Here is a 21,050-nt window from a genome sequence, read left to right on the forward strand (position 1 = left end):
CGCTTTATGCTATAGCCCTCATTTTTTTCGTATCCGCATCTCAGCGGAAAGCTGTGTACCAGCCTAGGTGCAGTCTGATCAATTTGGAGTCAGTGATGACCAGCAGTAACCTGATACAACAATTGCAAGAAAGGGGCTTAGTCGCCCAGGTAACGGACGAGGAAGCGTTAGCAGAGCGACTGGCGCAAGGGCCAATTGCACTCTATTGCGGCTTCGATCCGACCGCTGATAGCTTGCATTTGGGCCATCTGGTGCCGCTGCTCTGCCTGAAACGTTTTCAGGACGCCGGACACAAGCCGGTCGCGCTGGTGGGTGGTGCCACCGGTCTGATTGGCGATCCCAGCTTTAAAGCAGCAGAACGTAAACTTAACACCGCGGATACCGTGGGCGAATGGGTTGAGAAGATCCGCAACCAGGTGGCGCCTTTCCTCAGCTTCGACTGCGGTGATAATAGTGCTATCGCAGCGAACAACTACGACTGGTTTGGCGGCATGAACGTGCTGACTTTCCTGCGTGACATCGGTAAGCACTTCTCGGTGAACCAGATGATCAACCGCGAAGCGGTGAAGCAGCGTCTGAACCGTGAAGATCAGGGTATTTCTTACACCGAGTTCTCCTACAACCTGCTGCAGGGTTACGACTTTGCGGAACTGAACAAGCGTCACGATGTGGTGCTGCAGATTGGCGGTTCTGACCAGTGGGGCAACATCACGTCAGGTATCGATCTGACGCGCCGTCTGCATCAGCAGCAGGCGTGGGGCTTGACCGTTCCGCTGATCACCAAATCCGATGGCACCAAATTCGGTAAAACCGAAGGTGGCGCAGTGTGGCTCGATGCGAAGAAAACCAGCCCATACAAGTTCTACCAGTTCTGGATTAACACTGCTGACTCAGACGTGTATCGCTTCCTGAAGTTCTTCACCTTTATGAGCATTGAAGAGATCAATGCGCTGGAAGAAGAAGACAAGAACAGCGGTAAAGCGCCACGCGCCCAATACGTGCTGGCAGAGCAGGTAACACGTCTGGTGCACGGCGAAGCGGGTCTGACGGCGGCAAAACGTATTACCGACAGCCTGTTCTCAGGCAGCCTGACCGAGATGACCGAAGCGGACTTCGAGCAGTTAGCGCAGGACGGTATGCCAGTGATTAACCTGAAAGCGGAAGACGATCTGCAGCAGGCGCTGGTGGCGGCTGAACTGGTACCTTCGCGCGGTCAGGCGCGTACCATGATCGGTTCCAACGCCGTTTCTCTCAACGGTGAAAAACAATCTGACGCCGAGTATCGTTTCAGCGACAGCGACAAACTGTTTGGTCGCTTCACGCTGTTGCGTCGCGGTAAAAAACACTACTGCCTGATTAACTGGCAGTAAGGTTCGAGGGCCGGTTTCCGGCCCTTTTTTATGGCAAGGCAGTACAGGGCAATAATGAAAAATATCCTCGCAATCCAGTCTCATGTGGTTTACGGCCACGCCGGTAACAGCGCCGCCGAATTCCCCATGCGCCGTATGGGCGCAAACGTTTGGCCGTTAAACACCGTACAGTTCTCTAATCACACGCAATACGGTCACTGGACCGGCACCGTGATGCCAGCGACCCATTTGACCGACATCGTCAAAGGCATTGCGGCGATTGACCGTCTGAAGACCTGTGATGCGGTGCTGAGCGGCTATTTAGGGTCTGCTGAGCAGGGCGAGCAGATTCTGGAGATCGTGCGTCAGGTGAAAGCCGCTAACCCCAACGCCTGGTTCTTCTGCGATCCGGTGATGGGCCACCCTGAAAAGGGCTGCATTGTGGCGCCTGGCGTCGCGGAGTTTCATTGCAAGATGGCGATGCCAGCCAGCGATATCATCGCGCCGAACCTGCTGGAGCTGGAAATGCTCAGCGGCCACGAAGTGGCGAATATTGAGCAGGCGGTAGTGGCGGCACGCGCGTTAGTGGCGCAGGGACCGAAAGTGGTGCTGGTGAAACATCTGGCGCGTGCCGGACGTCGCAGCGATCGCTTTGAGATGCTGCTGGTCACCGCTGACGAGTGCTGGCATATCAGCCGTCCGCTGGTGGATTTCGGGGTTCGTCAGCCGGTGGGCGTGGGCGATCTCACCAGTGGTTTGCTGCTGGTCGATCTGCTGCACGGTAAATCGTTACAGGACGCACTGAAACACGTTACCGCTGCAGTGTATGAAGTGATGCTGAAAACTCACGAGATGGGCGAGTACGAGTTGCAACTGGTGGCAGCGCAGGACGCGATTGCGCAACCGACTCAGCACTTTGCTGCTGAGAAGCTGTAACGGCTGCGAAATCTGCAGGCGACCACCCGGTGGCCTGCAGACACGATGCAAAACAGGCGCACAGGGTGCGCCTGAATCGGCTTAAACCAAACCTTCCGCTTTCAATGCTGCCTGCACCGCAGGGCGCTCCGCCACGCGATCAAACCAGGCTTCAAGCGCCGTTAACCCGCTCAAATCTAGCTTGATGGCTTTTGCCCAACGCGTGACCACAAACAGGTAGACATCGGCCACGGTGAAACGCAGTCCCATCAGCCACTGCTTATCCTGCAGCGCTTCATTCACCGCCTGATATTTTTTCTCTAGCTGCGCCCGCACAATCGCTTTGTACTCTTCCGGCGTGTCCGGACGGAACAGCGGCGAGAAGGTTTTATGCAGTTCACTGCTGACAAAGCTCAACCATTCAAGGGTGTGGTAGCGCGTCAGGCTGCCGGTCGGTGCCAGTAAATTGCGATCCGGCTTCAGATCCGCCAGATACTGCACAATGGCAACGCCTTCGGTTAACAAGCTGCCGTCATCAAACTGCAGCGCAGGAACCTGTCCGTTGGGGTTAATCTGCCAGTAATCTTCTCCCTGCTCGGTGACCTTTTTCTGCAGATCGACATTGACCTGGGTAAAGTCCAGCCCGCATTCACGCGCAACAATATGCGGTGACAACGAACAGGCACCGGGCTTGCAATAGAGTTTCATCATGGCTTCTCCTGGAAGTGTGGTTGTGATCGAATTAGCATAAATCTGCGAAAATTTTTTACCAGTGACCGCGATCAGGAATTACGGTCCGCTTTAAACTTTTCCTGCGTAAAACAAGGTAGCGCAGGCAATTGTTCCAGCGCATAGTCCCAGAACTGCCGCACCTTAGGCGTCATGTTTTTAACCCGCTGTGTGACCAGTTGTACCGGCAAGGGGACAGGCTCCCACTCGGGTAATAAACGGATCAGTTTGCCATCACGAATATCATCCAGCACCTGGTACGACAGCAAACGTCCAATCCCCTGACCGCCACGCAGCGTTTCCAGCTGGCTTTCAATATCGTTTACGCGCAGACGAGGCAAAATGCGCACGCGTAAATCCTGGGCAAAGCGCCATTCACGTGTGTGACGCAAACTGGTGATCACCGTATGTTGCTGCAGCTCTGCCGGATGGGCGGGAGCACCTGCAAGCCGAAGACATTCCGGGCTCGCCACCAACGTCGAACGCACGCTGCCTACTTTGCGTGCCACCATTGAAGAATCCTGTAATTCGCCAATGCGCAGCGCGATATCCAACCCGTTCTCAATTAAATCCTGATAGCTGTCACTCAGCACCACTTCGATTTGCATCTCGGGATGTTGCTGTAAGAATGCATTAACCAGCGGCATGATATGGCGGCGGCCGAAAGGCACGGGTGCGGTGATGCGCAGCAGCCCCTGCAGGCCACTGTGATGCGCGCTATCGAGCGCGTGCTGATAATCACCTAATATTTGCTGAGCCCGTTCGAACAGCTGCCAGCCCGCTTCTGTGGGCGCCAGTTGACGAGTGGTGCGTTCAATCAGGGTCGTGCCCAACCGGGACTCGAGGGCATTCAATGTGCGGGTAATAACGGGAGGGGAGCGCTGTAAAAAACGTGCAGCACTGGCCAGGCTGCCTTGCTGAATCACCGCAACAAATACCTGAAGTTCTTCAAATTTATCCATGATGATTCCAGCACGTTTAACAGGAAGCCGTCATCATGCGGGGAAGTGGATAAAAAGCGAAGCTTTGGCAGCAGGAAACGTTAAAGCGGTGGAAAGAAATGAGTAATAGGAAATAAAAATGCCGGGCGTTTGCCCGGCTTATTCACATCACCTGCATTACTGATTGGCGTTAGCGCTTTTCAGTTCAGGCTGTGAAGCATCACTCTGCGTCATACGGTTCAGCAGTGGCGCGGTGATCAACATCAGGATAGCGATCACACCGGTTGCAATACCAATCTGCTGGAACACATGGCTGTAAACTTCCAGTGAAGCATGCGGATCGGTCACATCATTCGGTACGGCCATCAGATTCGCCACTTTACCGGCAATCATTGCAGCACCCGCCGTGGTCAGGAACCAGGAACCCATGATGAAGCCCATCAGACGCTGTGGGACTAACTGTGCCACCATAGCCAGGCCAAGACCGGAAATCATCAGTTCGCCCACACTCTGCAGTGCATAGCTGATGATCAACCAGTTCACAGACACAATACCGGCATCATTAGCGAACCTGGCACCAAATGGCAGCACCAGGAATGCAGCAGAGCACAGCACCATACCAATCGCGAACTTGTGTGGCATAGGCAGTTTGTCGCCCAGCTTGTTGTAAACCGCTGCCAGAATCGGGCTGGCCAGCATGATCCAGAAAGGGTTCAGTGCCTGGAACTGTTCTGGTTCGAAGGTAATGCCCAGAATGGCATGCTCAACGTTACGAATAGCAAAGAAGTTCAGTGAGGTTGGCATCTGCATGTAGAGCACGAAGAACACAATCGCTTCGAGCATCAGCAGGAAGGCGACAATCATTTTACGGCGTGCTGCACCCTGCAGGGCAAAGGCTTCTTTCGCGAACACCAGCACGATGCCGACGGCAATCACGCCCAGTGCCATACGCGCAATGCTTTGGTGATGCAACAACCAGGCGGCAATGGCAACCAGCGCCACCACACCTACCAGCGTCATCAGCAATTTGCTGACATTCAGTGGCGCAAAGTCCGGTTTAGAACCGTAGTTTTTCACCAGGCGCTGGCAGAACAGGAAGTTCAGTAAGGTAATCACCAGACCCACCACGGAGAGCGAGAACGCTGCGCCCCAGCCGTAATGTGCAGCCAACCACGGTGTCAGCATCATCGAGAACAGAGAACCGATGTTGATCGACATATAGAACATGGTGAACGCACCGTCGATGCGCGGATCATCTTTCTCGTAGCAGGTAGACAGCAGAGAAGAGGGGTTGGCTTTAAATAAGCCACTACCCACGGCGATAGTTGCCATGCCGACGTACACCATCGCAGTGTCATGGCCTGAGAAGGCGATCAGCGCATAGCCGAGCGCCAGCACGATCACGCCGAGCACAATCACGCGTTTGGTACCCAATACTTTATCGCCCAGCCAGCCGCCAATCGCGACCATGCCGTAAACCAGGGCGCTGAACGAGGTGAACAGGGTAATGGAGTCCGCTTCGGACATGCCCAGCTGTTTCACCAGGTAAACGGCCATGATGGCTTGCAGACCGTAGTAGCCGAAACGCTCCCACAGTTCGATGGAGAAGATCAGATAAAACGCTTTCGGTTGCTTGAACGCGTTGAGGCTTACTGCCTCGTCAGTGTGTTTGTTTGCAGTTGACACGTGTACCTCAGTTTATACATAGCCTGTTTTACGACAGGAATTAAGTCTGCGTCGGGCTGAGTAATCCCGCGCAACATTGTTATTAGAAAGGAAAAACGGCGCCTAATTTGGCTGAATCAGGCCAACAGGGCAAGCATTTTTTGCACGCTGAAATACTTGTAACAGGTAGAGTTAATGCCGTTATAAGAAGTTGTAAATCAGTGTTAAATATTGCTGTGTGGCATTATATCAGAATAATCGTGCTAACTGGAGATCCTTAGGATCATTTTCCTGATATAAACCGCTTAAGGTGTATTTTACAGAACATAACGCTATAGATGATAATTTATACCAATATAAAGACCGTGAATGTACATTTACCAAGCACAATTGCTTGATAGTTGAGCGTAATAGGCTGACTAAAGTTTCCAAATGGCTAATTTGTTGATCCTGCGCACAAAATTACGAATTAATTAAAACCGTAAAAGAAGTAAACGATTGCGTGGTCAACATCCGTCGAGTTAATCACCACAAAGAGGAATGTTTAGCCGTATAAACAGCAGGCTATAACCAAAATGCGCGCAAACGAAAGTGAGTGATATCGCGCTGAAATGCGCTTAGACAGGTCGAGATGTTTGCTGTAACCTCGTTTTTTCCCTAAAAGGACGTAGCCATTACGCAGTCAGTTCGTGTCGCCCTTGTTGGCGATTTCCGTGCCAATGCTGTTGCACATCAAGCCATTCCTCCTGCTGTACAGTTTGCCGCAAAATCCCTCTCGCTCGACGTTACCGCCGACTGGATCGCCACTCCCGACATCCATCAACACAACTGGAACGATTACGATGCCATTTGGGTCGTGCCAGGCAGCCCGTATCTCAACGACGAAGCTGTGTTTGCAACGATCCGCTGGGCGCGTGAAAACCACAAACCGTTCCTCGGTTCGTGTGGCGGTTTCCAGTATGCGGTGGTAGAGTACGCCCGCAATGTGCTGGGTTGGGAAGATGCCGGGCATGCGGAAACCGATGAAAGTGGGCGCTGGGTGATTGCGCCGCTGGCCTGTTCGCTGGTGGAACAGCGTGGCACGGTGACTTTCGAAGCGGGTTCAAAGATTGCACAAGCTTACGGCGCGCTGGAAAGTGATGAAGGGTATCACTGTAATTTCGGCGTGAACCCGGAATTCAGTGACGCGCTGGCAACCAATAATCTTAAGATCACCTCATGGGATTTGGATCGGGACGTACGCGGTGTTGAACTGACCGATCATCCGTTCTTTGTCGCGACGCTGTTCCAGTCAGAACGGGCGGCGCTGCAAAATCGGCTATCCCCGCTGGTGGTCGCCTGGCTGCAGGCTGCGGCTAAATAATTGATTGAACAGAGAGGCTGCTTCGCCTCTCTTTACTCGTCCAGACACAGCAGGGGTTTACGCGCACGACCCGACTGGTGATAACTTTCGATTGCCGCGCGCCACTCTTTCAATGGGAAAATTTCCACCTCACCACACTCGCTGTCGCGCAGCAACGGCCAGATCTTTGAGAAAAGCTGTTGCCACGGTGCCGCGCCAATATCGCCCAAGGTGTGCCGCACATGAAACCAGTGCAGTGCTGGACGGGCGGCATTCACTTTTACCGGCGCGTCGCTTAATACCCCGTAAGCCACAAAGTGCGCGTGCTCAGGTAGCGTTCGCCAGATCAACTGCCCCACATCGCCGCCGACCGCATCAAACACGATATCGGTTTGCGCACTCACTGCTTCAATCGCGTCCCGCGCAGTCTCCTGCAACGCACTCAGGCCGAGGGCGTGCAACTTTTCTGCATGTGCTGACGAGCGATACACCATCACCACGCGTCGTGCACCGCGCAGCTTAGCCCACTGGGCCAGCAACAGTGCGCAGGCGGAACCACCGGCAGTGATCAGGACATTTTTACCGCTGACCGGCCATTGCTGCAGCATCAGCAAAGCGGCTAGCGGATTGATATAGGCGCGCGCAGCCAGCGTACTTTTAATATCCTCTGGTACCGGAATAGCGAGCTGTGGATCGATATCCACATAATGTTGCCAGCAGCCCACGCCACGCAGTGGTAACACGCGTTGCCCCACTAAATGTGAGTAAGCAGAGGGCGCGGAGATCACGGTGCCCACGCCTTCGTAACCAGCGACCTGTGGCGGCGCGACACGGTGACGATAAGCACCGGTAATCGGGATCAGATCAGACGCGTTCACTGGCGCATAGTGCATTTGCACGCGCAGCAGGCCAGCGGAACAAGGGGCTAAAGAGGAGGATTCCAGCGTCAGTACATCAACAGGATCGCCAAACTGCCGATACCAGAGCGCGAGATTGCGATCCGTTATCGGCATGGACTCAGACTTCGGTTTTGGCGTCAAACTCACACAAATCTTCGATCAGGCAGGAGCCACAGCGCGGTTTACGTGCCACGCAGGTATAGCGGCCGTGCAAGATTAACCAATGGTGGCAATCGACTTTAAAGGCAGATGGCACCACTTTAATCAGTTTATCTTCGACTTCTTCGACGTTCTTGCCGGGCGCGAAGCGGGTGCGATTGCTGACGCGGAAGATATGCGTATCAACGGCAATGGTCGGCCAGCCAAAGGCGGTATTCAGCACCACATTGGCGGTCTTGCGTCCGACGCCGGGCAGGGCTTCTAATGCCGCACGGTCCTCCGGAACTTCACCACCGTGCTGCTCGATGAGAATGCGGCAGGTTTTAATCACATTCTCTGCCTTGCTGTTAAACAGGCCGATGGTCTTGATGAACTCTTTCACGCCATCAACACCCAAAGCCAAAATGGCGGCGGGGGTGTTTGCCACCGGATACATCTTCGCCGTGGCTTTATTCACGCTGACATCCGTGGCCTGCGCGGACAGCAGCACCGCAATCAGCAGTTCAAACGGCGAACTGAAGTACAGCTCCGTGGTGGGATGCGGATTGTCATCACGCAGGCGCGTGAGAATTTGCAGTCGCTTTTCCTTGTTCACACGGCCTTCCCGGTTTCACCTTGTGGCGCGGCTTCAGGTTCAACAGCGCGCAGGGCGGCTCGTTGCTTCATTTTCTGATCGATCAGATATTTACCGGCCAGCAGCATGCCTAAGCCAATAAAAGCTCCAGGCGGCAGCATCGCCAGCAACATCGGTGAATCGAAATGGAACACTTCAATGCGCAGCGCTTTGGCCCAGGGGCCCAGCAGTTGGTCAGCACCGTTAAACAGGGTGCCGCTACCGATCAATTCACGAATCGAACCTAGCGTCACCATCGCGCAGGTCGCGCCCATGCCAATGGCAAAACCATCCAGCGCCGACAGCGGAATACTGCTCTTAGAAGCCACCGCTTCCGCACGACCCACCACAATACAGTTGGTCACGATCAGGGGAATGAAGATACCCAGTGACTGATACAGCCCGTAAGCGTAAGCATTGATCAGCATCTGCACGCAGCTCACTACCGAAGCGATGATCATGACGTAAATAGGGATACGGATTTCCGCCGGCACCCAACGACGCGAGGCGGAGATAGCGCTGTTGGTGATGGTTAACACCAGCGTGGTGGCCAGGCCAAGTCCGAGGGCGTTAGTGGCGGTTGAGGTCACGGCCAGCAGCGGGCACAAGCCCAGCAGTTGCACCAAGGCGGAGTTGTTCTTCCACAGGCCGCCAACCAGCAGGGATTTTGCTTCACTCATGGTGCATCTCCACATTCGGGCAGCGAAGAGAGCTTCGCTGGCAACGTTTCAATCAGTAATGCGGTACGTTTAGTGGCATTCACCACTGCGCGCGGGGTAATGGTCGCGCCGGTAAATTGATCAAATTCACCACCGTCTTTTTTCACCGCAAAGTTCTTGTCGTCGGCACCGTGCACCACTTTGCCGTTAAAGCTGTTGATCCAGTCGGAAATGCGCAGTTCAATCTTGTCGCCCAGTCCAGGCGTTTCATGGTGTTCCACTACCCGGACACCTAATACTTTGCCGTGAAAATCGGCACCGACCAGCATCTGAATCGCACCAGAATAGCCGTCTGGCGCGGTAGTCTCAAGAGCCGCCGCGACGGGTTTATCACCTTTACGCGCCAGATAGAGATGATGCGGCTGGTTATTGCCTAATGCCGCTGCATCCGTCACCAGGAAACACTCTTGCTGAATGTAGTTGTCATACATCTCGGTGGGCACCACCTGATCGAGCAGGTTTTTTTGCTGAAGTGCCGTTTGATGTTCCACCGTCGGCTTGGTGACATAGTTCACCACCGCAGTGACGCCGGTGGTGATCACTGCAAACGCCGCCAGCGTCACGGCATTTTTACGAATAGCATCGAACATCATTAATCCTTGCGATGGCCGTAAACGCGCGGCTGGGTGTAGTAATCAATCAGCGGCACGCAAATGTTCGCCAACAGAACCGCGAAGGCCACACCGTCCGGATATCCGCCAAAGCTGCGAATCAGCCACACCAGCAAACCAATCAGTGCTCCATAAACCAGGCGACCACGGTTAGTGGTCGAGGCGGTGACCGGATCGGTGGCGATAAAGAATGCGCCGAGCATGGTCGCGCCGGAGAACAAATGAATCAGCGGCGAGTTCAGCGATTCCGGTGAAAACAACCAGCCAAGGGTGGCGCAGAAGGCCAGCGACACGAGGAAACTGACGGGTATGTGCCAGCGAATGGCATTTTTTGCCAGCAGCAGCATACCGCCCAGCAGGTAACCGAGGTTGATCCACTGCCAGCCTAATCCCGCCAGCACGCCGGTATAAATCGGCTCAGACAGTAACTGCTCAGCACTGTGCCCGGCCCGCAAGCCGGTTTTAAAGGTATCCAGCGGCGTGGCCTGGCTGATGCCATCCACCCCGAGCTGCAACTGCTGCATGGTTTCACCGGCCAGCGTGTGATTGGTGAAGATCATGCTGAGGGAATCCAGCAGGCCGGGTTTGATTGCCTGCAATGTATCCGGCGGCAACCAGCTGGTCATCTGCACCGGGAAGGAGATCAGTAAGACCACATAACCGACCATCGCTGGGTTGAAGGGGTTTTGACCCAGGCCGCCATACAGTTGTTTCGCGATAACAATGGCAAACATGGTACCAATGACCACCAGCCACCAGGGCGCCAGCGGCGGCAGACTGATGCCGAGCAGCAGCGCGGTGAGCAGGGCGGAGTTATCTGAGAGAGTCGGAACCACTGGTGTTTTGCGCAGACGCAAAATGGCGCCTTCGGTGATCCACGCAGTGGCGGTGGCGAGCAATACCTGAATCAGAAAACCCACGCCAAAGAAATACCACTGCGCGGCCATACCCGGCAGCGCAGCCAGTACCACCAGCAGCATGATGTTGCCGGTGCTGCGGCGGTTGTGGGTATAAGGGGAACTTGCGATACGAAAAGCCATTTAATCCTCAGTCGTCGAAGGCTGCTGCTGCGCTTTACGCGCTTTGGCACGGGCGACCGCGGCGGCAATGGCCGCTTTACGTGGGTCGGCGGAGTCAGGAGAGGCAGCAGCCTCCACTTCAGAAGATGATTCAGGTGCGGCTTCAACAGACCCAGAAGCTTGCTCGGCAGCCGCCGCAGCTTTCTTCGCTTTAGCGCGCGCAATGGCCGCTTCCACCGCAGCTTTGCGCGGATCGACTTCAGCGGCAGGTGCTGCATCAGAAGGCTCAGGTGCGTGTGGTTCGTCAGCAGGTTCAGAAATCTGCTCAGCCGCCGCAGCCGCAGCCGCTTTCTTCGCCTTAGCTCGAGTAATGGCGGCCTCAACCGCTGCTTTACGCGGATCAACTTCAGCGGCAGGTGCTGCGTCAGCAAGCTCAGACACTTGTTCACCAGAAGCCGCCGCAGCTTTCTTCGCTTTAGCGCGCGCAATGGCGGCTTCAACCGCCGCTTTACGCGGATCAACTTCTGCAGCCGGGGCTGCATCAGCAGATGCAGGCGCTTGTTCGCCAGCCGCAGCGGCTTTCTTGGCTTTAGCACGGGCAATAGCGGCTTCAACCGCGGCTTTGCGAGGATCGACCTCAGCGGCAGGAGTGACATCAGCAGGTTCAGGCGCTTGTTCACCAGCCGCCGCAGCGGCTTTCTTAGCTTTAGCGCGCGCAATGGCGGCTTCAACCGCCGCTTTACGCGGATCAACTTCAGCGACCGGGGCTGCATCAGCAGTTTCAGGATTTTGTTCGCTAGCCGCCGCAGCGTCTTTCTTCGCTTTGGCGCGCGCAATGGCGGCTTCAACCGCAGCTTTACGTGGATCAGCCTCAGCGGCGGGTGCAACACCAGCAGCTTCAGACGGTTGTTCGCCAACCGCCACACCAGACTTCTTCGCCTTAGCACGTGCAATGGCCGCTTCCACCGCGGCTTTACGCGGATCGCCAGACTGGCGACTCAGCGCCTGCGTTTCAGACTGTTTTTCCGCCTGCTGAGCTAACGCCTGGGCATGGCGAGCCTCACGTTCGGCAGTTTCCTGTTCCGGTGTTTTGGCGGCACGCGCCTTAACGCGAGCAATCGCCGCGTCACGTTCACCCTGATCGCTACGTGCCACACGCTGTTTAGCTTCTTCATGACGCGCTTCACGCGCCAGTTTTTCCCGCTCTAAACGCGCCTGACGCGCTTCAAAGCGCGCTTTAGCTTCGGCGGTACGCTTCGCTTCGAGATCGATAGCGCGCAGCTCTGCCTTCTCCTGGCGATAATATTGCACCAGCGGAATATTACTTGGGCAGACGTACGCACAGGCACCGCACTCAATGCAGTCATCGATATTGTGAGCGCGCGCCTTCTCATGATCGCCGCCCTGGCTGTACCAGAACAGCTGCTGAGGCAGCAGTTTCGCCGGGCAGGCATCCGCACAGGCACTGCAACGAATACAAGACTGTTCTTCTTCGTTATTGCCCATTTCACTGGCAGAAGGTGCCAGAATGCAGTTGGAGATTTTAACCAGCGGCACATTCAGTGACGGCAGCGTAAAACCCATTAGCGGGCCGCCCATGATCACCATCTGACGCGAACCCGGTGCGAAACCCACATGATGTAACAGATGGCTAACTGGCGTACCCAGGCGTCCCCAAACGTTACGCGGCTGCGCAATGGCTTCGCCGGTCAGGGTAACGACGCGTTCGGTAATTGGCTCGCCATCGATAATGGCGCGTTTTACCGCCCAGGCCGTACCGACGTTTTGCATCAGCACGCCAATATCGGTCGAACGACCGCCGTGCGGCACTTCAACGCCAGTAAGAATCTGGGTCAGTTGTTTAGCACCGCCAGAAGGGTATTTGGTGGGGATGACACGCAGTTGCAACTCGCGGTCACCACCCAAAGCCTGCTTCAGCGCTGCAATCGCTTCGGGTTTGTTATCTTCGATGCCAATCAGCACACGCTCAGCCTGCAATACCCAGGCGAGGATACGACAACCTTCCAGCACTTCAGCCGCGCAGTCCTGCATCAGACGATCATCGGCGGTGATGTAAGGTTCGCACTCTGCGGCATTGATAATCAGGGTTTTGACGCCGCGCAATCCGCCACGTAGCTTGGTGGCGGTCGGGAAGCCTGCCCCCCCCAAACCGGCGACGCCTGCCTCATGGATGCGTTTGACGACATCTTCACGAGTAAGCGAACGGAAGTCAGGTTGCGGATCGAGCGTGGTCCAGCGATCTTCACCATCGGCGCGCAGGAAAATGCACAGTTCGGAAAGACCCGAAGGGTGCGCGGTCATATGTGGCGCAATCGCTTCGATGGTGCCGGAGGTCGGTGCGTGCACCGGCAGCATGCGACCGCTGCCAAACGTCAGCGGCTGACCACGCAAGACGTGATCGCCCGGTGAGACGCAAATCTCGCCTTCATGGCCGATATGCTGTTTTAACGGAATGATGAATTGTTCAGGCAGCGGTAACTGGCTTAACGGCGTGCCGTTAGACTGTGTTTTCATTTCCGGCGGATGAATGCCGCCCTGAAAATCCCACAGCTTCTCTTTGCGGAATAGTTTTAACAAATTAAGCATGAGTTTCTACCGGGATCACCCGTACAGGAATGGTTTCGAGATCCCATTTCCAGTTGGCCGTGGTCGTGGCAACCGGACGCATTTCAATACAGTCGGTCGGGCAGGGAGCAACACACAAATCACAGCCGGTACAGACATCGCTCAGCACGGTATGCATGGCACGGGTAGCACCGACAATCGCATCTACCGGGCAAGCCTGAATACATTTAGTGCAGCCGATGCAGTTGGCTTCATCAATCCAGGCCACGGTGCGGATCGGTTCCTGCACTTCCTCACCGCCATCCAGCGGTTGCGGTTCAACGTTGAGCAGCGCGGCCAGCTTGAGCATGGTTTGCTCGCCACCGGGAGCGCATTTATTAATGGCTTCGCCGTTATTACCCACGGCATCGGCGTACGGGCGGCAGCCGGGATAACCACATTGGCCGCATTGACTTTGCGGCAGAATACTGTCGATCTGTTCAACGATCGGATCTTCTTCTACCTCGAATCGACGCGAGGCGTAACCGAGCAGGGCGCCAAAAACCAGGCCCAGCGCAGCAATAGCCACAATAGCAATCCAAATCGCGGTCATTAGAATTTCACCAACCCGGTAAAGCCCATAAAGGCCAGCGCCATCAAACCTGCGGTGACCAATGCAATCGAGTTGCCCTTAAACGGCGCGGGGACATTGGCTAACACCAGGCGTTCACGCATACCAGCGAACAGCACCATCACCAGGGAGAAGCCAAGCGAGGCACTGAAGCCATAGACCGCAGCCTGCATAAAGGTATGGTTGAGATTGACGCTCAGCAAAGGGACACCCAGCACCGCACAGTTAGTGGTAATCAGCGGCAGAAAAATGCCCAGCAGTCGATAGAGTGACGGACTGGTTTTGCGCACCACCATTTCGGTGAATTGCACCACCACGGCGATCACCAGGATATACGCCAGGGTTCGCAGGTACACCAGATCGAGCGGCACCAAAATCAGATGGTTCACCAGCCAGGCGCAAATCGACGCCAGGGTGATCACGAAAGTGGTGGCGAGTCCCATACCAATGGCCGTTTCAAATTTTTTTGACACGCCCATAAAGGGGCATAGGCCGAGAAACTTCACTAACACGAAGTTATTCACCAGCACGGTGCCAATAAAGAGAAGTAAGTAATCGGTCATTTTTTAACCTGGGAAGCCGAAAGGCGTCTATTATCCGGAATTGAGAGGTGCATCTCAACCTCTACACAAAATCTGTGGATGTTGAGAGCACGCAGAATTAAATTCCTGACGAAACTCGCGCCGTTATGGCTGGATAAACGTCTCTTTCACACGTTGAGAACGTTTGAAGTAGGGCACAAAGACCGCCGCCGCCAGCAGTGACAACAACAGCGTTTGAATGGCTTTGTTATCCGCCACCGGGGTGAACGCGAACGTTTTCAACGCCAGTAACACCGTCATCAGCAACCACAGGATGTAATGACGCGGTAGACGGCGCGAACGTTTACAGAACATCCAGCAAACCCAGATACTGTAGACCCAAACCACGCCTGCGGTGAGCAGGGAAATCGCCCATTGCGTGAACAATTGGCTGGCATGAGTGAACAACGTGGTACGCAATTCTGTATCAAACAACGGGCTCAGATACATGGCCACCACCAGTGCACTGGTCAGCATCGTCATAATCAACCAGGCTAGCGGCAACAACAGCCAGCCAGCAATACGCGGCGGGTTTACCGATTCGGTCATCTTGCGGATCCTGTAGCGAAATTAAGAAGGCGTTGTATGTCCAAACGGGGCACGCCCGACATGGACAACGCAATAGTGCAGAAAAAGGCGGGGAAAACCCATTACATTACGTAGCGCCAGACTGATTTCGGCACGCGGCCCATATCATAAAGGCGGCCGCCGGAAACAAGTTCAGCACGACGATGATCGGCAGCGCGATACATATTGATGATGTCATTGTCATCGGTCAGCGAATAATTAAGATGGTCGTAGAGTTTTTCCAGACTATCGAGATTATTCACTTTGCGGAATTTCAGCAGGTAATCTAGCGCAGTCATGATTGCCATTTAAAAATAAAGTGCTCGGAAGTGCCCAAGTATAGGGAGCACTCTGACAGAGTCCATACGCCAGCGTTAAAAAAATTCAAAAATCAGACAACGTGAGCTAATTCGCTCATCAAAAGACATTTTTTCTTCATTTTGCCGTTTTAAACGCGCATTTCCAGACGGGATTAAGACAAATTCAACCCTGACAGACGGCATAATGTGAAAAAAGCTCACACCCTTAACGCAAATGAAAGTTGTCATTTTTTATCAGGCTTAGTGCACTGACTTTCATTCATATAAGACATTTATTAGGGCGATTTATGTCGAACTGTTAAGCAATGGCATCTACACGCTTTGAAACTGTAAATCATGTAGTGTGCGAATAATCACAAAACTGATCATTGCTTGTGCCCGCAGTCGATAACCATTCTTTACGCAGCGTCTGTAATCGCTTCCAGTAGCCACCATCCTAACCGATTCTGTTTATTACATTTATTTAACCGACACTGAAATAAATATCAGGCAAATTGTCCATATGGCTGGTATGACTTCTTATATGCATAATTTCGTAACTCCTTTAATTCATTCTATTTTGTGAGGCATGTCGCGCTTGTTTTCTCGCTTTTGCGCCAGGCTTAATCTGCGTTTTGTACCCCTACAGCACACTCCCTTCAGAGGAATGAAATTATGTGGAAACGTTTACTCTTAACCGCCATGGTCAGTTCAGCACTCAGTACGTCTGTACTTGCCGCTGATATGACGGTGGGCTTCTCACAGGTTGGTTCGGAGTCTGGCTGGCGTTCAGCAGAAACCAACGTGGCGAAAAGCGAAGCGCAAAAGCGCGGTATCACGTTGAAAATCGCCGATGGTCAGCAGAAGCAGGAAAACCAAATCAAAGCGGTGCGCTCGTTTATCGCGCAGGGCGTTGACGCCATCTTCATCGCCCCGGTAGTACAAACCGGTTGGGAACCGGTGCTGGAAGAAGCCAAAGACGCCAAAATCCCGGTGTTCCTGTTAGACCGCGCTATCGTGGTGAAAGATAAGTCGCTGTACATGGCGGTGGTGACCGCAGACAACGTGCTGGAAGGCAAGTTGATCGGTGACTGGCTGGTGAAAACGGTCGGCGATAAGAAGTGTAATGTGGTTGAGTTACAAGGCACCGTGGGTGCCAGCGTAGCCATCGACCGCAAAAAAGGCTTCGCCGAAGCCATCGCGGGCCACAACAACATCAAAGTGATCCGCTCGCAGTCCGGCGACTTTACCCGTAGTAAAGGTAAAGAGGTGATGGAGAGCTTTATCAAAGCGGAAAACAACGGCAAGAACATCTGCATGGTGTATGCGCACAACGATGATATGGCGATCGGCGCCATTCAGGCCATTAAAGAAGCGGGTCTGAAGCCAGGCAAAGATATTTTGACCGGTTCTATCGACGGCGTACCGGATATCTATAAAGCGATGCTGGCGGGTGAGGCCAATGCCAACGTCGAGCTGACGCCAAACATGGCGGGTCCGGCATTCGATGCACTGGAGAAATTCAAAAAAGACGGCACGATGCCACCAAAAATCATCAAAACCGAATCGAAACTGTATCTGCCAGACTCAGCGCAGGCACAGCTCGACACCAAAAAAGGCATGGGTTACTGATCCCCGCAACCGCCCTTCGGGGCGGTTTTTCATGACGTAAGGCGAGGTAGAACCTGATGAGCACCGCAGATGCATCCGCACTCCTGACTCTAAACGGTATCAGCAAAGGTTTCCCCGGCGTGAAAGCGCTGGATAATGTGTCATTCAGCATTCGCAAAGGCGAGATCATGGCGCTGCTGGGCGAAAACGGCGCCGGGAAATCCACGTTAATTAAAGTGCTGACCGGCGTGTACACCCGTGATGCAGGCACCATCACCCTGAATGGCACTGCCATTTCACCGCACAATACCGCCGATGCACAGCAAATGGGCATCGGCACGGTCTATCAGGAGGTGAACCTCCTGCCGAATATGTCGGTGGCAGACAATCTCTACATCGGCCGTGAGCCGCGCCGCTTTGGCATGATCGACCGCAAGCGTATGGTGCGCGATGCCGATGCACTGATGCGCAACTACGGTTTTGCGCTCGACGTGACGCGTCCCCTGGGCCATTACTCGGTGGCGATGCAGCAAATCATTGCGATTTGCCGCGCCGTGGATCTCTCCGCACAGGTGTTAATCCTCGATGAACCCACCGCCAGCCTCGATGCCAGCGAAGTGGAAATGCTATTCACCCTGATGGCGCAACTGAAAGCCAAAGGGATGAGCCTGATTTTTGTGACTCATTTTCTCGACCAGGTGTACCGCATCACCGATCGTATTACCGTTTTGCGCAATGGCCAGTTTATAGCCACGCGTGATACGGCATCGCTGCCGCAAATCGAATTGATCAAACTGATGCTGGGGCGCGAGTTACTGGAAACTGCCTTGCAGCGTCAGGGCAGCACGCTGAAAAGCAACCAACCGGTGGTGTCATTCAAAGACTACGGCAAGAAGGGCACCATTGAGCCTTTCGACCTGGAGGTGCGTCCGGGAGAAGTGGTGGGCTTAGCGGGATTACTGGGATCGGGGCGCACGGAAACCGCCGAAGTGCTGTTTGGTATCCGTCGTGCGGATCGGGGTACTGCCACCATCAAAGGCAAAGTGCAGCACATCCGGACACCGGCCAAAGCCTCCCATCTGGGCATGGGGTTCTGCCCGGAAGATCGTAAAACCGACGGTATTATCGGCGCTGCATCGGTGCGCGAGAATATTATTCTGGCGCTACAGGCCCAACGCGGCTGGCTGCGACCGATTAAACGGCGTGAGCAGCAGGCCATCGCCGATCGCTTTATCAAAAGCCTGGGAATTCGCACGCCACATGCCGATCAGCCGGTGGAATTACTCTCCGGCGGTAATCAGCAGAAGGTGCTGCTGTCACGCTGGCTGGTGACGAAGCCGCAATTCTTAATTCTCGACGAACCGACGCGCGGCATTGACGTCGGTGCACATGCCGAGATCATTCGTTTGATTGAAACCCTGTGCGCCGATGGACTGGCGTTACTGGTTATCTCCTCTGAACTCGAAGAGCTGGTGGGCTATGCCGACCGCGTGTTGATCATGCGTGATTTGAAGCAGGTGGCTGAAATCCCGCTGGAGCAGCTGTCGGTGGCGTCGATCGTCAATGCCATCGCCGATGGAGGAGCACAACATGCTTGAATCCCCTATGACACATCCAAAACCTGAACGGCGTAAGCCGAAGTTACCGCCAGGCATGCCGCAAATCGTCGCGCTGATTCTGGTGCTGTTGGTGGATAGCCTGGTCGCCAACAATTTTTTTGCCGTGCATATTCAGGACGGCCGCCTGTTCGGCAGCCCGATTGATATCCTCAACCGCGCTGCACCCGTCGCCTTACTGGCGGTCGGTATGACGCTGGTGATTGCCACTGGCGGGATTGATTTGTCGGTCGGCGCGGTGATGGCGATTGCGGGGGCGACGGCGGCCACCCTGACCGTTGCGGGACACAGCCTGAGTTTTATTATTCTCGCCACACTCGGCACCGGTCTGGCCTGTGGCTTGTGGAACGGCGTGCTGGTCGCCCTCCTGAAGATTCAGCCGTTTGTGGCCACGTTGATTTTGATGGTGGCCGGGCGCGGTATCGCTCAGCTGATTACCCAGGGTCAGATTGTGACCTTTAACAGCGACAGCCTCGGCTGGTTTGGCAGCGGCTCGCTGTGGATGCTGCCGGTTCCGGTGTGGATAACGCTACTGGTGGCACTGTTAGTGTGGCTGCTGACGCGCAAAACCGCGCTGGGCCTGTTTATCGAAGCGGTGGGGATTAACCTGCGCGCCGCACGTAATGCTGGTGTTAATGGCTGGTTAGTAGTGATGTCCACTTATGCCATTAGCGGCGTGTGTGCGGCAGTCGCGGGCCTGATCGTGGCAGCCGATATACGTGGCGCCGATGCTAACAACGCCGGTCTATGGCTGGAGTTGGATGCCATTCTCGCCGTGGTGATTGGCGGTGCATCGTTGATGGGCGGGCGTTTTAATCTGGTGTTGTCGCTGGTTGGCGCGCTGATTATTCAGTCGATGAACACCGGTATTTTGCTGTCTGGCTTCCCGCCGGAGCTGAATCAGGTGGTGAAAGCGGTGGTGGTGATGTGTGTGCTGTTGCTGCAATCGCCGCGCTTTATCGCCATGCTGAAAGGGAGACGTCCAAAATGATTAAACGCCATCTGCCATTGATGATTACGCTGCTGGTGTTTGTCGCCGGTTATCTGTTCTGCCTGAGTCAGTTCCCTGGTTTTGCCTCGACTCGTGTGATCTGCAATATCCTGACCGATAACGCGTTTCTCGGCATTATCGCCGTGGGCATGACATTTGTGATTTTGTCAGGCGGTATCGATCTGTCAGTGGGGGCCGTTATCGCCTTTAGCGGTGTATTTTTGGCGAAAATTATCGGTGATTATCACGTCGATCCGATTCTTGCCTTCGCGATTGTGCTGGCGATGGGAGCACTGTTTGGCGCCATGATGGGCTGGCTTATCGATGCGCTGAAGATCCCGGCCTTTATTATTACCCTGGCGGGGATGTTTTTCCTGCGCGGCTGTAGCTATCTGGTGTCGGAGAATTCGATTCCCATTGATCATCCGCTGTATTCCACACTGTCTAGCCTGGCGTGGAAGATCCCCGGCGGCGGGCGCCTTAGTTTGCTGGCAGTGATTATGCTGCCGGTGGCGATTGGTGGGATCATCCTCGCGCATCGCACGCGTTTTGGTAATCAGGTGTATGCGATTGGCGGCAATCTGACATCAGCGCAGTTGATGGGCGTTTCGACGCGCGCCACCACCATCAAGATATATATGCTTTCCACCACCCTGGCGACACTGGCGGGGATTGTGTTCTCGATCTATACCTCAGCAGGCTACGCCCTGGCAGGGTTGGGCGTGGAATTGGACGCGATTGCCTCTGTGGTTATTGGCGGCACCTTGTTGTCCGGTGGCGTGGGCACGGTGCTCGGCACGTTGTTTGGGGTGTTGATCCAGGGGCTGATTCAGACATGGATTAACTTCGATGGCACCCTGAGTTCGTGGTGGACGAAGATCGCCATCGGTATTCTGTTGTTCGCGTTTATCGCACTGCAGCGCCTGCTGACCGTGATGTGGGATCGTCAGAAGAATGCGCCGGTTAAGCGTTTAACTTCGTAATCGTGAGTGGGATGTTCAAGAGGTGCGCAAATTGGCGCACCTTTTTTGTTTTGGGTCGCCGATTCGAGAATGTTGGAGGCTTGGTGCTCAGAATTGTGGATATTGGGGGGGATTGCAGGGGGTGGTGCTCATATTTTGAATGCAACGAACCTGCATAAAGGAGACAAAGGTGGGCGTTGCTATGCTGCCTGGATCGCAGGTTTTAGCCACAAAAAAGCCGCGACTCAACGCGGCTTCAACAGGTC

The 21,050-nt window shown here is 54.6% G+C and carries 20 protein-coding genes; 7 read left to right on the forward strand and 13 right to left on the reverse strand.

Annotated elements, in window-relative coordinates; genetic code table 11:
• Positions 1 to 95 precede the first annotated feature (95 nt).
• Both tyrS and pdxY read left to right on the forward strand, forming a co-directional pair.
• A complete protein-coding gene (gene tyrS / locus RT340_RS01000) occupies positions 96 to 1,370 on the forward strand; it encodes a tyrosine--tRNA ligase (protein ID WP_034821575.1) in 1,275 nt (424 codons plus the stop codon).
• A 54-nt stretch (positions 1,371 to 1,424) separates the two neighbouring features.
• A complete protein-coding gene (pdxY, locus tag RT340_RS01005) occupies positions 1,425 to 2,285 on the forward strand; it encodes a pyridoxal kinase PdxY (RefSeq protein ID WP_313373534.1) in 861 nt (286 codons plus the stop codon).
• 81 nt (positions 2,286 to 2,366) lie between these two features.
• Here the strand turns inward: pdxY and gstA are convergent, their stop codons facing one another.
• The 3 genes from gstA to dtpA form a co-directional block, all read right to left on the reverse strand.
• Positions 2,367 to 2,972 carry a glutathione transferase GstA gene (gstA, locus tag RT340_RS01010; protein WP_313373578.1) on the reverse strand — a complete coding sequence of 202 codons (606 nt, stop codon included), beginning with the start codon at positions 2,970 to 2,972 and terminating at the stop codon, positions 2,367 to 2,369.
• A gap of 74 nt (positions 2,973 to 3,046) precedes the next feature.
• Complete coding sequence (locus RT340_RS01015) at positions 3,047 to 3,955, reverse strand: LysR family transcriptional regulator (RefSeq protein WP_313373536.1); 909 nt, start codon at positions 3,953 to 3,955, stop codon at positions 3,047 to 3,049.
• A gap of 156 nt (positions 3,956 to 4,111) precedes the next feature.
• Entirely contained in the window at positions 4,112 to 5,620 is a 1,509-nt protein-coding gene (dtpA, locus tag RT340_RS01020) for a dipeptide/tripeptide permease DtpA (protein WP_097119288.1), read from the reverse strand.
• A 652-nt stretch (positions 5,621 to 6,272) separates the two neighbouring features.
• Between dtpA and RT340_RS01025 the strand changes: the two genes are divergently transcribed.
• The gene (locus tag RT340_RS01025; RefSeq protein WP_313373580.1) at positions 6,273 to 6,962 is read left to right on the forward strand and encodes a CTP synthase; all 690 of its coding nucleotides are present in this window, start codon (positions 6,273 to 6,275) and stop codon (positions 6,960 to 6,962) included.
• A 32-nt stretch (positions 6,963 to 6,994) separates the two neighbouring features.
• On the opposite strand, the gene RT340_RS01030 is transcribed toward RT340_RS01025, so the two are convergent.
• The 10 genes from RT340_RS01030 to ydgT all read right to left on the reverse strand — a co-directional run bounded on the left by RT340_RS01030 (position 6,995) and on the right by ydgT (position 15,604).
• Complete coding sequence (locus RT340_RS01030; RefSeq protein WP_313373539.1) at positions 6,995 to 7,954, reverse strand: zinc-dependent alcohol dehydrogenase family protein; 960 nt, start codon at positions 7,952 to 7,954, stop codon at positions 6,995 to 6,997.
• A gap of 4 nt (positions 7,955 to 7,958) precedes the next feature.
• Entirely contained in the window at positions 7,959 to 8,594 is a 636-nt protein-coding gene (gene nth, locus RT340_RS01035; RefSeq protein ID WP_313373540.1) for an endonuclease III, read from the reverse strand.
• Positions 8,591 to 9,292 carry an electron transport complex subunit E gene (locus RT340_RS01040; RefSeq protein WP_313373542.1) on the reverse strand — a complete coding sequence of 234 codons (702 nt, stop codon included), beginning with the start codon at positions 9,290 to 9,292 and terminating at the stop codon, positions 8,591 to 8,593. The genes nth and RT340_RS01040 overlap by 4 nt, the downstream gene beginning before the upstream one ends.
• Entirely contained in the window at positions 9,289 to 9,921 is a 633-nt protein-coding gene (gene rsxG, locus RT340_RS01045; RefSeq protein ID WP_313373544.1) for an electron transport complex subunit RsxG, read from the reverse strand. The genes RT340_RS01040 and rsxG overlap by 4 nt, the downstream gene beginning before the upstream one ends.
• 2 nt (positions 9,922 to 9,923) lie before the next feature.
• Complete coding sequence (gene rsxD / locus RT340_RS01050; protein ID WP_097119806.1) at positions 9,924 to 10,982, reverse strand: electron transport complex subunit RsxD; 1,059 nt, start codon at positions 10,980 to 10,982, stop codon at positions 9,924 to 9,926.
• On the reverse strand, positions 10,983 to 13,568 hold the full coding sequence (gene rsxC / locus RT340_RS01055; protein ID WP_313373549.1) for an electron transport complex subunit RsxC: 2,586 nt from the start codon (positions 13,566 to 13,568) through the stop codon (positions 10,983 to 10,985).
• A complete protein-coding gene (gene rsxB, locus RT340_RS01060; RefSeq protein WP_034827415.1) occupies positions 13,561 to 14,139 on the reverse strand; it encodes an electron transport complex subunit RsxB in 579 nt (192 codons plus the stop codon). Before rsxB ends, rsxC begins: the two co-directional genes overlap by 8 nt.
• A complete protein-coding gene (gene rsxA, locus RT340_RS01065) occupies positions 14,139 to 14,720 on the reverse strand; it encodes an electron transport complex subunit RsxA (RefSeq protein WP_313373553.1) in 582 nt (193 codons plus the stop codon). Before rsxA ends, rsxB begins: the two co-directional genes overlap by 1 nt.
• 123 nt (positions 14,721 to 14,843) lie before the next feature.
• Entirely contained in the window at positions 14,844 to 15,287 is a 444-nt protein-coding gene (locus RT340_RS01070; RefSeq protein WP_034827411.1) for a DUF2569 domain-containing protein, read from the reverse strand.
• A 101-nt stretch (positions 15,288 to 15,388) separates the two neighbouring features.
• Complete coding sequence (gene ydgT / locus RT340_RS01075) at positions 15,389 to 15,604, reverse strand: transcription modulator YdgT (protein WP_034827409.1); 216 nt, start codon at positions 15,602 to 15,604, stop codon at positions 15,389 to 15,391.
• Positions 15,605 to 16,279: 675 nt separating this feature from the next.
• Between ydgT and ytfQ the strand changes: the two genes are divergently transcribed.
• From ytfQ to yjfF, 4 genes are read left to right on the forward strand one after another with little or no spacing between them, the layout of a single operon-like run.
• On the forward strand, positions 16,280 to 17,236 hold the full coding sequence (ytfQ, locus tag RT340_RS01080; protein ID WP_097119804.1) for a galactofuranose ABC transporter, galactofuranose-binding protein YtfQ: 957 nt from the start codon (positions 16,280 to 16,282) through the stop codon (positions 17,234 to 17,236).
• Positions 17,237 to 17,292: 56 nt separating this feature from the next.
• The gene (gene ytfR / locus RT340_RS01085; RefSeq protein ID WP_034827399.1) at positions 17,293 to 18,813 is read left to right on the forward strand and encodes a galactofuranose ABC transporter, ATP-binding protein YtfR; all 1,521 of its coding nucleotides are present in this window, start codon (positions 17,293 to 17,295) and stop codon (positions 18,811 to 18,813) included.
• Entirely contained in the window at positions 18,806 to 19,822 is a 1,017-nt protein-coding gene (ytfT, locus tag RT340_RS01090; RefSeq protein WP_058962433.1) for a galactofuranose ABC transporter, ATP-binding protein YtfT, read from the forward strand. The genes ytfR and ytfT overlap by 8 nt, the downstream gene beginning before the upstream one ends.
• Positions 19,819 to 20,805 (forward strand): galactofuranose ABC transporter, permease protein YjfF, encoded by a 987-nt coding sequence (gene yjfF, locus RT340_RS01095; protein ID WP_313373558.1) that lies wholly within the window; start codon positions 19,819 to 19,821, stop codon positions 20,803 to 20,805. Before ytfT ends, yjfF begins: the two co-directional genes overlap by 4 nt.
• Positions 20,806 to 21,050 lie beyond the last annotated feature (245 nt).

Source organism: Pantoea sp. CTOTU50773, from assembly GCF_032082325.1.
Classification (GTDB): domain Bacteria; phylum Pseudomonadota; class Gammaproteobacteria; order Enterobacterales; family Enterobacteriaceae; genus Pantoea; species Pantoea communis.